At 63.2% G+C, this 12,654-nt stretch carries 14 protein-coding genes and 1 riboswitch; of the genes, 13 read left to right on the plus strand and 1 reads right to left on the minus strand.

Annotation, left to right across the window (positions count from 1 at the left end; genetic code table 11):
* Positions 1 to 104: 104 nt before the first annotated feature.
* The 3 genes from MHM97_RS01920 to MHM97_RS01930 all read left to right on the plus strand — a co-directional run bounded on the left by MHM97_RS01920 (position 105) and on the right by MHM97_RS01930 (position 2,225).
* On the plus strand, positions 105 to 671 hold the full coding sequence (locus MHM97_RS01920; protein WP_239319213.1) for an OmpA family protein: 567 nt from the start codon (positions 105 to 107) through the stop codon (positions 669 to 671).
* Between the two features lie 11 nt (positions 672 to 682).
* Complete coding sequence (locus MHM97_RS01925) at positions 683 to 988, plus strand: hypothetical protein (protein ID WP_239318934.1); 306 nt, start codon at positions 683 to 685, stop codon at positions 986 to 988.
* A gap of 220 nt (positions 989 to 1,208) precedes the next feature.
* A complete protein-coding gene (locus tag MHM97_RS01930; RefSeq protein ID WP_239318935.1) occupies positions 1,209 to 2,225 on the plus strand; it encodes a PhoH family protein in 1,017 nt (338 codons plus the stop codon).
* A gap of 93 nt (positions 2,226 to 2,318) precedes the next feature.
* Here the strand turns inward: MHM97_RS01930 and MHM97_RS01935 are convergent, their stop codons facing one another.
* Positions 2,319 to 2,798, minus strand: a complete 480-nt coding sequence (locus MHM97_RS01935) for a GNAT family N-acetyltransferase (RefSeq protein WP_239318936.1) — start codon at positions 2,796 to 2,798, stop codon at positions 2,319 to 2,321.
* 77 nt (positions 2,799 to 2,875) lie between these two features.
* Between MHM97_RS01935 and ybeY the strand changes: the two genes are divergently transcribed.
* From ybeY to MHM97_RS01985, 10 genes are all read left to right on the plus strand, one after another.
* Positions 2,876 to 3,388, plus strand: coding sequence for an rRNA maturation RNase YbeY (gene ybeY, locus MHM97_RS01940; RefSeq protein WP_239318938.1), 513 nt, complete (start codon positions 2,876 to 2,878; stop codon positions 3,386 to 3,388).
* A 22-nt stretch (positions 3,389 to 3,410) separates the two neighbouring features.
* Positions 3,411 to 4,313 (plus strand): hemolysin family protein, encoded by a 903-nt coding sequence (locus tag MHM97_RS01945; protein WP_239318939.1) that lies wholly within the window; start codon positions 3,411 to 3,413, stop codon positions 4,311 to 4,313.
* Complete coding sequence (lnt, locus tag MHM97_RS01950) at positions 4,310 to 5,842, plus strand: apolipoprotein N-acyltransferase (protein WP_239318940.1); 1,533 nt, start codon at positions 4,310 to 4,312, stop codon at positions 5,840 to 5,842. Before MHM97_RS01945 ends, lnt begins: the two co-directional genes overlap by 4 nt.
* Before the next feature lie 53 nt (positions 5,843 to 5,895).
* Positions 5,896 to 5,945: riboswitch (SAM-SAH riboswitch) on the plus strand.
* An 8-nt stretch (positions 5,946 to 5,953) separates the two neighbouring features.
* Positions 5,954 to 7,135 (plus strand): methionine adenosyltransferase, encoded by a 1,182-nt coding sequence (gene metK / locus MHM97_RS01955; RefSeq protein WP_239318941.1) that lies wholly within the window; start codon positions 5,954 to 5,956, stop codon positions 7,133 to 7,135.
* 185 nt (positions 7,136 to 7,320) lie between these two features.
* Positions 7,321 to 7,983 carry a hypothetical protein gene (locus tag MHM97_RS01960; RefSeq protein ID WP_239318943.1) on the plus strand — a complete coding sequence of 221 codons (663 nt, stop codon included), beginning with the start codon at positions 7,321 to 7,323 and terminating at the stop codon, positions 7,981 to 7,983.
* A 66-nt stretch (positions 7,984 to 8,049) separates the two neighbouring features.
* A complete protein-coding gene (locus MHM97_RS01965; protein ID WP_239318945.1) occupies positions 8,050 to 8,433 on the plus strand; it encodes a hypothetical protein in 384 nt (127 codons plus the stop codon).
* Between the two features lie 120 nt (positions 8,434 to 8,553).
* Positions 8,554 to 9,324 carry a tRNA (guanine(46)-N(7))-methyltransferase TrmB gene (gene trmB / locus MHM97_RS01970; RefSeq protein WP_239318947.1) on the plus strand — a complete coding sequence of 257 codons (771 nt, stop codon included), beginning with the start codon at positions 8,554 to 8,556 and terminating at the stop codon, positions 9,322 to 9,324.
* Positions 9,325 to 9,582: 258 nt separating this feature from the next.
* On the plus strand, positions 9,583 to 10,935 hold the full coding sequence (gene aroA / locus MHM97_RS01975; RefSeq protein WP_239318948.1) for a 3-phosphoshikimate 1-carboxyvinyltransferase: 1,353 nt from the start codon (positions 9,583 to 9,585) through the stop codon (positions 10,933 to 10,935).
* A gap of 93 nt (positions 10,936 to 11,028) precedes the next feature.
* Positions 11,029 to 11,640 (plus strand): (d)CMP kinase, encoded by a 612-nt coding sequence (gene cmk, locus MHM97_RS01980; protein ID WP_239318949.1) that lies wholly within the window; start codon positions 11,029 to 11,031, stop codon positions 11,638 to 11,640.
* 191 nt (positions 11,641 to 11,831) lie between these two features.
* Complete coding sequence (locus tag MHM97_RS01985) at positions 11,832 to 12,461, plus strand: nitroreductase family protein (RefSeq protein WP_239318952.1); 630 nt, start codon at positions 11,832 to 11,834, stop codon at positions 12,459 to 12,461.
* The last annotated feature ends 193 nt before the right edge of the window (positions 12,462 to 12,654 follow it).

Consider the following 12,654-nt stretch of genomic DNA (forward strand, 5'->3'; position numbering starts at 1 on the left):
TCAGGGAAAATTAGCATAAACTGGTGAAGTAATTAGGACCGGAGAGGCCAGAAGGACGCTCTCTGAAGTGGGCCAACTGAAGGAAGCCTGTTGTGTTGAAACGAATTTTAGGCAAAGCCAGCGCGGCCCTCGCTTGCGCTGTGATCGCCGTCTCGCTCGCGGGTGTTTCATCCGCGGTTGCGCAGGATGAAAATCCGATCCGGGTAGAGCGCTATGTCCCCACGATCTGGGTCGATCCCGATGGATGCGAGCACTGGGTCATGGATGATGGCGCCGAAGGGTATATGACCACCCATATGACGCCGGATGGCAAACCCGTCTGTCGACGCGGTCGCCTCTGCGGCATGATGCCCACGGACCAGTTCTTTCCGACCAATCAGCATGGAATCAACGCGGCCGGGCGCAAGCGGCTTCAGGAGTGGTTTCAGAAGACCATGCCAGGCACACGCGCGTTTGTGATTGCGGGGCATACGGACAGCCGGGCGTCGGATGAATACAACATGGCCCTTTCCCAACGCCGGGCCGATGCGGTGGCGCGGGTTGCGCGCTCTGTCGGGGCACGCATCGACGACGTGCGCGCCTATGGCGAGCGCAGCCCGCGCGTACCCAACCGGGGCGCTGCAAACATGGCACAGAATCGCCGTGTCGAAATCTACTGCATCAGCCGCTGAGGGGGCAAAATATGACAATTCTCAAGGGATTTTCCGCCCTGGCGCTTGCTCTTGCTGTCGCGGCCTGTGGTGATGTGTCCGACAAGACCCGCGACCAGAACATCTTTGACGGTGGCAATGGCGATCTGGCCGGCCTGAGCGCCGGCATCTGGGTCGATCCGCAGGGCTGTGAGCACTGGATTATCGACGATGGTGTCGAGGGGTACATGGATCCGCGCCTGACGCCGGATGGCAAGCCGGTGTGCAACAGCGAGCTGCCGCGCAACACCGCGAGCGGGCCGTTCAAGGCGGGATCGCAGTTCTCCGACGCGATTTGACGCAGCGCTGACGGATCGACCCGTCGCCTGCCCGACCATCGATGGTCGTTGACGCCAGCCGAGCGGGGCTGGCGTTCCTGCGTCTGCAGGACTTCGGCGGAGCTTTGCCGGGAAATTGTTTCAGTTGCGTGAAATTGAGGCCACCGATCCGGGCGAGCCCTTGCGCGCGCAGGGCATTCGGGGGCAGACTGGGAGGGCAATACCAAAACAGGAGAGCCGTTTGGCCACCAGTGTTCTGCCCCCGTCCTCCGAGCACGCCCAGCCAGCCGAAGTGCTGCTGGAATTTCCTGACAACCGACTACTGATCGAGCTGTGCGGCGAATTTGACCGCAACCTCGCCGAGATCGAGCAACGCATGGGCGTGCAGATCATCCGGCGCGGCAATCAGCTGATTGTGCACGGTGATGCCGAACTTCGCGTGCAGGCCGGTGAGTTGTTGCAGGCGCTTTATGAGCGCTTGGAAAGCGGTCGCCCGGTGGAGCGCGAAGACATCGACCGGGAAATCCGTCTGGATCGCTCGGACGAAGACAGCGACGCAGGCCCCGACAGCCAGCTGGAGATGTTCTCGGGCGGCAAGGTCGAGATCAAGACCCGCAAGAAGCTGGTGGAGCCGCGCACCGACGCGCAGAAGGTCTATGTAAAGAACCTCTTTGAACACGAGATGGCCTTTGGCATCGGGCCGGCAGGGACGGGCAAGACCTATCTCGCCGTGGCCGTTGGGGTCTCGATGTTCATTCAGGGGCATGTGGACAAGATTATCCTGTGTCGTCCGGCGGTTGAGGCGGGCGAACGTCTCGGATTTTTGCCCGGTACCCAGGAGGAGAAAGTCGACCCCTACATGCAGCCGCTCTATGATGCACTGAATGACTTCCTGCCGGGCAAGCAGCTGGCCAAGCTCAAGGAAGAAAAGACCATTGAGATCGCGCCGCTGGCCTTCATGCGTGGGCGCACGCTCTCCAATGCCTTTGTGGTGCTGGATGAGGCGCAGAACGCCACCACCATGCAGATGAAGATGTTCCTGACCCGTCTGGGCGAAGGATCGCGTATGGTGATCACCGGTGACCGCTCTCAGGTCGATTTGCCGCGCGGGGTGCAATCGGGCTTGCAGGATGCCGAACGCCTGCTGACGCCCATCCCCAAGATCTCGTTCAATTATTTCACCGCCAAGGATGTGGTGCGCCACCCGCTGGTGGCGGCGATCATCGAGGCCTACGACAAGGACGAAATCTCCGGCTGAGGGCGCCTGTGCGCTTCGCCCCTGCCGCGGCCGGTGGTGGTTGCGGGCAAGGCAGATGCCTTCGGCGAGGATATTTAAGAGAAGTTGAAGGGCTCAGTCTGCAAGGTCGTATCGCATAAAAGCGCTCTCGGGGTGGGCTTTGTAGTTGCCGAACGGGGCGCAGTATTGGTAACCGAGGCGCTCGTAGAGGGCGCGGGCCGCGTCGAAGGGCGGCAATTGGTCGGAGCCGGTTTCCAGCAGCAGCACTTGGGCGCCCGAGTGCGCGGCAACCTCATGAAGCCTCTGCATCAGGGCGCGGGCGATGCCGCGTCCGCGGGCGGCGGAGGCAACATGCACGGATTTGACTTCCATTCGCCCCGCCCCGAGATCCTTCAGCGCGCCGCATCCTACGGCGACGTCACCGTCATAGGCGGCATAGAACCGGATGTCCGCCGCTTGCAGGCCCGCAAGATCCAGCGCGTGGCAGGCCTCCGGCGTGCTAGTATGTGATGTATGTGTCAGATGCGCCTCCAGCAGCGGCCGGATCGCGGGGCTGGCGGGATCTGCGGGGCGGATGTCGAAGCGGGCGGTCATCGGCGGGGGCTTTCTTGTGACGGGGTGCAGGGGGAAAGGTTCTTTTTTTCCCAGCCGCGTCAAGCTATGGCGGCAGTATGATATTGGATGTTGTGATCGAAGATGCCCGCTGGGATGCGGCGGCGCTGAATAAACAGGCAGAAGTCGCCGTGGCGGCTACGCTTGCGTATCTGGAGCTGCCGGCTGAGGACTGGGAAGTCACTGTGCTGGGCTGTGATGATGCGCGGATTGCGGATCTCAATGCCGAATTTCGCGACAAGCCAAAGCCGACCAACGTGCTGAGCTGGCCTGCGCAGGAGCTTGCCGCCGCGGAGGAGGGCGGTCAGCCTGCGCCGCCGGAGGTGGATTTCATGGGCGACGCGGCCTTGGGCGACATCGCGATTTCCTATGAAACCTGCATGAAAGAAGCCGATCTGGCGCAAAAACCGCCCGAGGATCATATCCGCCATCTGCTTGTTCACGGAACCTTGCATCTTTTGGGGTATGATCACATTCGTGACGGCGACGCCACGGTTATGGAAAGATTGGAAGTCGGGATACTTGGCAAACTGGGTATCCCTGACCCATATATCATAGAGGACGGGCCGTAGGCGGCCTTTTTGGAATGGATCAATGGGCGATATAGAAGGCAGTTCTAACGCAGCGCATGGCGCGCTGCAGGATATTGAAGCGACGGAGCCGAAGCTGAATGGGGCGGAGACGCCCGGGTTCCTGAGCAAGATTTTGGGGAGTTTCTCCCAGACCGCTGAAGACGAGGCTCCCAAAAACGGGACCGAAGAAGTTTTGGCGGACCCGCCACCCGGCATGATGAACCTGCGCCGTTTGCGGGTCGAGGACGTCGCCATTCCCACGGCGGAGATCGATGCCGTGCCGGTGACCATCTCGCGCGATGAGCTGGTGCAGGTGTTCCGCGACACCGGGTTCACCCGCATCCCCGTCTATGAGGGCACGCTTGATACGCCCCTGGGGTTTGTTCACCTTAAGGATCTGGCACTGACCTACGGGTTTGATTGCGAGAACGACGATTTCCAGCTGGCGCGTATGGTGCGCCCCTTGCTGTTTGTGCCCCCGTCGATGCCGATTGGCGTGTTGCTGACCAAGATGCAGGCAGAGCGCCGGCATATGGCGTTGGTGATCGACGAATACGGCGGTGTTGACGGGCTGCTGACGATCGAGGACCTGATCGAACAGGTTGTTGGCGAGATCGAGGATGAACACGACAGTGGCGAGGATCAGACCTGGGTGCAGGAAAAGCCCGGCTGCTATGTGGCACAGGCCCGAACGCCGCTCGGTGAGTTCGAGGGCGAGATCGGCATTCCGCTGACGCAGCACGAGGATGTGGACGGCGAGGAGATCGATACGCTTGGGGGGCTGGTGTTCATGCTTTCTGGCCGGGTTCCGGCGCGTGGCGAAGTTATCCAGCATCCCGAAGGTCCCGAGTTCGAAGTGATCGACGCCGATCCGCGCCGGATCAAACGTTTGCGGGTGCGCTTGCCGGGCATCGCCGCCGAATGAAGCTGGCGCGTGCGGTGCGGCCTGTGGCAGCGCTGATGCCGGCCTTTGTTGCGGGCGCGATCCTCGCGCAGGGGTTAGCGCCTGTGGCGGCGGTTTGGGCGGCTCCCTTGGCGTTGTTGGGCGTGGCGTTGCTCTATCTTCATGCCGGGTCCGCGCGTCGGTCCGGCTGGATCGGCTGGCTGCTTGGCTGCGGCTACTTTGGCTTTGGCCTGTCCTGGATCATGGAGCCGTTTCAGGTTGATGCGGCCACCTACGGGTGGATGGCCCCGTTTGCGCTGGCGCTGCTGGCATCCGGGTTGTCGCTGTTCTGGGCTGTGGCCTTTTGGGGGGCTGCACGGCTGGGGCGCGGAGACTGGCGGATGTTCACGCTGATCGGCTGCTGGAGCCTGGCGGAGTTGGCGCGCGCCTATGTGTTGACGGGGTTCCCGTGGGCCGGGATGGCGCAGCTTGCCATGCCGGGGGAGTTGGCTTTGCGAGCGGTGCCGTGGGTCGGGTCGCACGGGTTTGCGATCCTGTTGCTGCTGTGCGTGCTGCCCCTGGTGCTGGTCTTGCGCCGGCCAGTGGTCGCGCTTGCGCCGCCGCTGGTCGTGATCTGCGCGGTGGCCTGGATGCCGGATGGCCGACAATTTGGTGGCCGCTTGCCCCTGACCGAGCAAACGATACGGCTTGTGCAGCCCAATGCACCGCAGTCCGAAAAATGGATGCCGGAGAAGCGCTGGACCTTTGTGCAGCGCATGCTGGAGTTCACGGCCGCCCCGGTGTCCACCGGGCTGGCGGCAGGGGGGCGGCCGGATCTGGTGATCTGGCCGGAGACGGCGATCCCCACCTTGCAGAATTACATCGCCGACCTGCGCCCGGCACTGGTCGAGGCCGCGGGAGGGGCGGAGCTGATCTATGGCATTCAGCGGCAGGAAAACGGTCGCTACATGAACTCTGCCGTGGTGATGAGTGCAGAGGGAGAGGCGCTCGACATCTATGACAAGATGCATCTGGTGCCCTTTGGGGAATACATGCCGCTCCCGGCGCTTTGGGAACGGTTCGGCGTCTTCGGCCTCGCCTCCCGCGTCCGCGGTGGCTATGCGCCCGGCACGCAACGCAGGCTTCTTGATACGACCGCCGGCCGGGCGCTGCCGTTGATCTGCTATGAGGCGGTTTTTGCGCAGGACGTGAACGCCGCGCCGGACCGCCCCGACTATCTTGTTCTGATCACCAATGATGCCTGGTTCGGGAGCTATTCCGGCCCCTATCAGCATCTCGTGCAGGCGCAGCTGCGGGCGGCAGAGCAGGGATTGCCGATGGTGCGGGCGGCCAACACCGGGATTTCGGCCATCATCGGACCTTATGGCCAGATCCGCGACAGCCTGGCGCTTGATACTGCGGGATATCTCGACGCCCGGTTGCCTGCTGCCTTGCCGGCAACGGTCTACAGCCGCAGCGGCGATTGGCCGGCATTGGTCCTGGCCCTGCTGCTGACAGGTGTCGCAGCGCTGCCACGTCTGGGCATGAAACGCCGGCAAACACTTGCTTAATCTCTTCAAGCTATAGATTGACCAAGATCATGAACGCGCGTACTGCGTTCCGATTGCCGCCACAACGGCTTCCTGGCGTGGCGGTCTTACATTCAATGGAGCACATCTCTTATGAGCCGCACTACCTATACCTTCACCTCGGAATCCGTTTCCGAGGGTCACCCGGACAAAGTCTGTGACCGGATTTCCGATGCCGTTCTGGATGCGCTGATCGCCGAAGAACCCGAGGCGCGTGTCGCTGCCGAGACGTTCGCCACCACCAATCGCGTGGTGATCGGCGGCGAGGTCGGGCTGGCCGATCAGGCCAAGCTGAAGGACTATATGGGCAAGATCGACGAGATCGCGCGCGCCTGTATCAAGGATATCGGCTACGAGCAGGACAAGTTCCATCACGAGACTGTCGAGATCACGAACCTCCTGCATGAGCAGTCCGCCCATATCGCCCAGGGTGTCGATGCCTCTGGCGACAAGGACGAAGGTGCGGGTGATCAGGGGATCATGTTCGGGTTTGCAACCGATGAGACCGATGCGCTGATGCCGGCGCCGATCCAGTTCTCCCATGCGATCCTGCGCCGCCTCGCCGAGGTGCGCAAGAATGGCAGCGAGCCCGTGCTGGGCCCGGATGCGAAGTCTCAGATCTCGGTGCGCTATGAGAATGGCAAGCCTGTCGAAGTCTCCTCCTTGGTGCTGTCGACCCAGCATCTGGACGAGACCCTGACGTCGAACGACATTCGCGCCATCGTCGAGCCCTATATTCGCGAAACCCTGCCCGACGGGTGGCTGACCGACAACACCGTCTGGCACGTGAACCCGACCGGAAAATTCGTGATCGGCGGTCCGGATGGGGATGCCGGGCTGACCGGGCGCAAGATCATCGTCGACACCTATGGCGGCGCAGCTCCCCATGGCGGCGGTGCCTTCTCCGGCAAGGATCCGACCAAGGTGGACCGGTCCGCCGCCTATGCCGCGCGTTATCTGGCCAAGAACATCGTTGCCGCCGGGCTGGCGCATAAGTGCACCTTGCAGCTGTCCTATGCGATCGGCGTCGCCGCGCCGCTGTCGATCTATGTGAACACGCATGACACCGGCGCCGTCCCCGATGAACGGATCGAGGCAGCTGTGCGTCAGTGCATGGACCTGACGCCGCGCGGCATCCGGACCCATCTGGAGCTGAACCGGCCGATCTACCAGCGTACCGCCGCCTATGGCCACTTTGGTCGCGCGCCCGAAGCGGATGGTGGGTTCTCCTGGGAACGCACCGACTTGACCGAGGCGCTGAAGGCGGCCGTCTGAAACGGTTGGGCAATGCAATCCAAGTGAAGGAGGGCGGGCTATCCCGCCCTTTTTTTGCGCGCGGCGTTTGGTCCCCTGCCTGCGGTTGCTCGGTGCGTGCGGCTGAGGGGAGAAAAGGAACTGGCATGCCCGGGGGCGACGGCGTTATGCAGGGGGCGATAGGTTTCATCAGGGGTATTTCCAAAATGACCACCCGTTTCCGACCGGCATCTGTCCTCAGCTTTCTGTGTCTTGTGGGGATGGCGCTCCCGGCAGTGGCGCTTGATCCTGGCGGGGAGCGCCTGCGTGTGGCAGGTGAGACGCTGATTTTTGACACCGAGGGGGGTGGCGAGGACCAGCCGGGAGAGATCGTGGTCGAGGACATCGACCGGGTCCGCGCCCTGTTGCAGGCGCATCCCGATGTCAGCATCTTGCGCCTGAATTCCAGCGGTGGCAGCATCTACGCCAGTTCCGAGATCGCCTGGATCATCGCCGACTACGGCCTTGATACGCAGGTGGACGGAGAATGCGTGAGCGCCTGCGTCGACATCTTTCTCGCCGGGGCGCGACGTCAGATGACGCTGGGGTCCAAGATCGGGTTTCACCGCCGCTCCTGGTCACCCGGGGCCGTCGAGAGCTATTATAACGACCTGCGTCAGAGCCGGGGCTGGGATACCCCCTTTGTTTTTGGGTCCTGGATCTACGAAGATACCCAGCGTGAGATGTATGAGTATCTCCGCTACATGCTGAGGCGCGGGGTCGAGGCCGAGTTTGCCATCGAGACCTTGCAGGTGGATTCGGGAGATGAGTGGTATCCCTCGCGTCTGCGGTTGATCGCGGCAGGTGTCTTGCGCGAGGAAGCTCCGTGAGGAACTGCGTTGCGCTGACTGCGCGGCAGAGCCAGCGCATGCCTGCGGTGCTGGGGGGCAGGGTTCATGTATGAAACGCGCCGCACCCCGCCGATCTCGCGAGGTCGGTTCCTGCGCCGGATGGGCTGTCATGTCGGGGCGGCGGCGGCCCTGGTCGTGGGGTCGATCACGGCGGGGGCATTGTTCCTGATGCACCTGGAGCAGATCGCGCTCTCGGAGGCGTTGCTGCACGCCGCAACCCTGGTGAGCGGCCTGGGGCTTGTGCAGATGCCGGGTACCATGCAGGCGCAGGTGTTTGTCAGCCTGTTTGCGCTCTATAGCGGATTTGTCGCGCTGGCGGTGTCTGGGCTCATCGTGGCACCGGTCGCACACCGGTTGTTGCATTGGTTCCATTGGGAGGACGCGGCCGAGCAAGACAGGAGCGGCCCCGACGCCACCACTGACGACTGAGGGCGGCACGATGGCGGGCGACTTGACGGCGGGCTTGCTCTGCGGCACAGGGAAGCGCGATTTTTCAGGTGGCTCTATTGCATCCGCGATACCCGCCATCATCAGAGGACACCAGCCCCGATGTCAGACAAGGATGCCCCGGCCGGCGCGGCTGCTGCGCGTAGCGAAGATATGGATGCGGCGGACAAGCATGCCTCCGGTGCGCCCTGGCGTAACTTCTACGGGCGCTTCAAAGGCAAGCAGTTGAAGCCAAACCAGGTGCGGGACCTCGACGAGATGTTGCCCGGGCTCAGCCCGGGAGCTGTCGGCTGGGACGAAAACCCGGATCGGGTGCCGCTGGATCTGGCGCGCCTGTTTGACGGGCGCGAGGTCTGGCTCGAAGTGGGGTTTGGCGGCGGCGAACATCTGGTGCACCAGGCCCAGTCCAACCCGGATGTCGGCATCATTGGCGCAGAGCCATATGTGAATGGGGTTGCGATGCTGCTGGGGAAGCTGCGCAAAGCGGGTTTGGGCAATGTGCGCGTGCACCCCGGCGACGCCCGGGATCTGATGGATGTGCTGCCGGAGCAGAGCCTGTCGCGGGCGTTTCTTCTGTATCCGGACCCTTGGCCCAAGGCGCGCCATCACCGTCGCCGTTTTGTAACGCCCGAGCACCTCGAACCGCTTGCTCGTGCGCTGAAGCCCGGCGCGCTGTTTCGCGTGGCAACGGACATTCCGGATTATGTGCGTCAGACCCTGGAGGAAGTGCCCAAGGCCGGATTTGAGTGGCTTGCGGACGGGCCGTCCGACTGGCGCCAGCCCTGGGTGGACTGGATTTCGACCCGCTACGAACAAAAGGCTCTGCGCGAGGGGCGCACGCCGCATTACCTTACCTTCCGCCGCAAGGGGTAGCGGGTCCAACCGTGGCGACCGAGCCCGATCGCTGTTCCGGAGACGGGGGCGCTCCCGCCCGTCGCCCCTGCATATGAAATGCACGGCCTCCCGTTGGGCCCGGCAGGCCGCGCCGGAGGCGCGGCCTGCCCCACCGCGACTTGCGGAGCAAAGCGCAACACCTTGGACCTTGCGCCATGTGGTCAGGTGCTTGACGATGGACGACCGTTGCGTCTTGCGCTAACAGCCTTGCAAACGACTGCTCAGAGAGGAACCGCCATGTCCGGCCACGGTACGCCCATCCCGATGACCTCCCGCCGCGCCACTGCGCTCAAGGGCGAGGCCCATGTTCCGGGGGACAAGTCGATCTCGCATCGGGCCTTGATCCTGGGCGCGATGGCGGTGGGGGAAACCCGCATTTCCGGTCTTCTGGAGGGCGAGGACGTTCTGGATACGGCCAAGGCGATGCAGGCGTTTGGCGCAGAGGTCATCAATCATGGCGGCGGCGAATGGTCCGTCTTTGGGGTCGGTGTCGGCGGTTTTGCCGAGCCGGAGAACGTGATCGATTGCGGCAACTCCGGAACCGGCGTGCGCTTGATTATGGGCGCGATGGCGACGTCCCCGATCACCGCAACCTTCACCGGGGATGCCTCGTTGAACAAGCGGCCGATGGCACGGGTTACTGATCCGCTGGCCCTGTTTGGGGCGCAATCGGTGGGCCGCGAAGGCGGTCGCCTGCCGATGACCATTGTCGGCGCGGCGGATCCGGTTCCGGTCCGCTACGAGGTGCCGGTGCCGTCGGCGCAGGTGAAATCTGCCGTTTTGCTCGCCGGGCTCAACGCCCCCGGCCAGACCGTTGTGATCGAACGCGAAGCCACCCGGGACCATTCGGAGCGGATGCTGGCGGGCTTTGGCGCAACGATTGCCACCGAAACCACGGATGAGGGGCGCGTCATCACCCTCACCGGTCAGCCGGAACTGAAGCCGCAGGTGATCGCCGTCCCGCGCGATCCATCCTCTGCCGCCTTCCCGGTGTGCGCGGCGCTGATCACGCCCGGATCGGATGTGCTGGTTCCCGGCATCGGTTTGAACCCGACCCGGGCCGGCCTATTCTACACGCTCCAGGACATGGGCGCCGACCTCAGCTTCGAGAACCCGCGCGAAGAAGGCGGCGAGCCAGTCGCCGATCTGCGCGCGCGATACTCTCCCGACATGAAGGGGATCGAGGTGCCACCCGAACGCGCCGCCTCCATGATCGACGAATATCCGGTGCTGTCGGTGGTTGCGGCCTTTGCCACAGGCACCACCATGATGGCCGGCGTCAAGGAGTTGCGCGTCAAGGAGAGCGACCGCATCGACGCCATGGCCCGCGGCTTGCGTGCAAATGGTGTTTCCGTTGATGAAGGCGAAGACTGGTGGAGCGTCGAGGGGTGCGGCCCCGATGGCGTCAAGGGCGGCGCAACCGCCGAAAGCTTCCTGGATCACCGCATCGCCATGTCCTTCATGGTGATGGGGATGGGCGCGCAAAACCCGGTGTCCGTCGATGACGGCAGTCCCATTGCCACGTCCTTTCCGATTTTTGAACGGCTGATGGGGGATCTCGGGGCGAACCTCAGCCGCGACAATCAATGATATACCACCTGTCGAGCAAATTCCCGGGAGAGGTCAGCGCCTCCTGCCGGGGGTGGCATCGCCAGCCCAAGTTGCTGTGAGGAGAAGGGTCTGATGAGTTTTACCGTTGCAATTGATGGCCCCGCAGCTGCGGGCAAGGGCACCATTTCGAAGGCGGTCGCGGCGCACTTCGGCTTTGGGCATCTCGACACCGGATTGCTGTACCGCGCGGTCGGCGCGCGGATGCTGGACGGGGCCGAGCCGGTTGCCGCCGCCGAGGCGCTGGAGGTGACGGACCTGGATCGCACGGATCTGCGCACCGCCGAGGTGGCCCAGGCTGCATCAAAGGTTGCGGTGATTGCCGGAGTGCGGGCGGCCTTGGTGGATTTTCAACGCGCCTTCGCCCGCCGCTCCGGCGGGGCTGTCATGGACGGGCGTGACATCGGCACGGTGATCTGCCCGGAGGCGGAGGTGAAGCTCTTCGTCACCGCCAGCGCCGAAGTGCGCGCCACGCGCCGGTTCCGGGAGTTGACCGGCAACGGCGGGATCATCACGCTTGAAGAGGTGCTGGCGGATGTCCGCGCGCGGGACGAGCGCGACATGCACCGGGCCGAAGCGCCCCTGAAACCGGCTGATGATGCGGTGACACTGGATACCAGCAGCCTCAGCATTGACGAGGCGGTGGGGCAGGCGGTTGCTCTGGTGGAGGCCCGCCGGGGCGCCTGAGCCGGTTACCACGCCTCATTGCTGCGTGTGGCGCCCCCTGCAGGGGCGTCTTTTCATTTCACCTAGAGGCAGGCGGGTTGAAACCGGATCGCATGGCGCATAATTAAATCTCGACGTCGAGATAATAGCGACTTGAACCGAACGGTTCAGTTGTTATGTGACCTGCCATACCGATCAAAAAGGACTGACCGATGTTTCTCGAAAAGCTCAACTGGCGCTATGCAGCCAAGAAGATGGATCCCTCTAAAACGGTCCCGGAAGGCCTGGTTGCGCAGATTGTCGAAGCAATCCGCATGGCGCCGACCTCCAGCGGCGTACAGCCGTTTGAGCTGTTTGTGATCCGCAACAAGGAGATCCGCGAGGCGATCCGCCCCGTGGCCTGGGATCAGGCGCAGATCACCGACGGGTCCCACCTCTTGGTCTTTGCCTCCTGGGACAACTACACCGAAGACCGGATTGATGCGGTGGTGGCGCAGATGGTGGAGGAACGCGGCGACTCGGAGTTGCTTCAGGCCTACTACAGCAACCTCAAGGACATGCTGCTGCCGCGCCCGGCAGAGCAGAACGCGGCGCATGCGGCGCATCAGGCCTATATCGCGCTGGGTTTCGCGCTGGCGGCAGCAGCTGAGCTGGGCGTCGACAGCACCCCGATGGAGGGCTTTGACCCCGATCAGGTGGATGAGATCCTCGACCTGAAATCAAAGGGGCTGCGGTCCAAGGTGCTGTTGCCACTCGGGTATCGCCAGGAAGAGGGCGACTGGTTGTTGCCAATGCCTAAGGTGCGCAAGAGCAAGGCGGCGCTGGTTACTGAGATCAACTGATCTAGGTTTGACGAAATCAGAAGGGGCGGGGACGCTATGCTCCGCCTTCTTGTTTTTGAGGTAGCTAGGTGTCTAGAGCCCGATTGGGAGGGTAGCCCTAGAACCAATGCCGTTTCATTCTTCCCAGGAATTTCAGATCGTGCACGGGACATTTGGAAGCATCGCCAATGACAGAATCGATGCCGCAGCGTGG

It is taken from the genome of Epibacterium sp. Ofav1-8 (assembly GCF_022348185.1).
In the GTDB taxonomy this organism is placed as follows: Bacteria; Pseudomonadota; Alphaproteobacteria; order Rhodobacterales; family Rhodobacteraceae; genus Epibacterium.

Coding starts and splice junctions, on each gene's coding strand:
- MHM97_RS01925 (WP_239318934.1), top strand. CDS start 683: ATGACAATTCTCAAGGGATTTTCCGCCCTGGCGCTTGCTCTTGCTGTC.
- MHM97_RS01935 (WP_239318936.1), bottom strand. CDS start 2,798: ATGACCGCCCGCTTCGACATCCGCCCCGCAGATCCCGCCAGCCCCGCG.
- ybeY (WP_239318938.1), top strand. CDS start 2,876: ATGATATTGGATGTTGTGATCGAAGATGCCCGCTGGGATGCGGCGGCG.
- MHM97_RS01945 (WP_239318939.1), top strand. CDS start 3,411: ATGGGCGATATAGAAGGCAGTTCTAACGCAGCGCATGGCGCGCTGCAG.
- lnt (WP_239318940.1), top strand. CDS start 4,310: ATGAAGCTGGCGCGTGCGGTGCGGCCTGTGGCAGCGCTGATGCCGGCC.
- metK (WP_239318941.1), top strand. CDS start 5,954: ATGAGCCGCACTACCTATACCTTCACCTCGGAATCCGTTTCCGAGGGT.
- MHM97_RS01960 (WP_239318943.1), top strand. CDS start 7,321: ATGACCACCCGTTTCCGACCGGCATCTGTCCTCAGCTTTCTGTGTCTT.
- MHM97_RS01965 (WP_239318945.1), top strand. CDS start 8,050: ATGTATGAAACGCGCCGCACCCCGCCGATCTCGCGAGGTCGGTTCCTG.
- trmB (WP_239318947.1), top strand. CDS start 8,554: ATGTCAGACAAGGATGCCCCGGCCGGCGCGGCTGCTGCGCGTAGCGAA.
- aroA (WP_239318948.1), top strand. CDS start 9,583: ATGTCCGGCCACGGTACGCCCATCCCGATGACCTCCCGCCGCGCCACT.
- cmk (WP_239318949.1), top strand. CDS start 11,029: ATGAGTTTTACCGTTGCAATTGATGGCCCCGCAGCTGCGGGCAAGGGC.
- MHM97_RS01985 (WP_239318952.1), top strand. CDS start 11,832: ATGTTTCTCGAAAAGCTCAACTGGCGCTATGCAGCCAAGAAGATGGAT.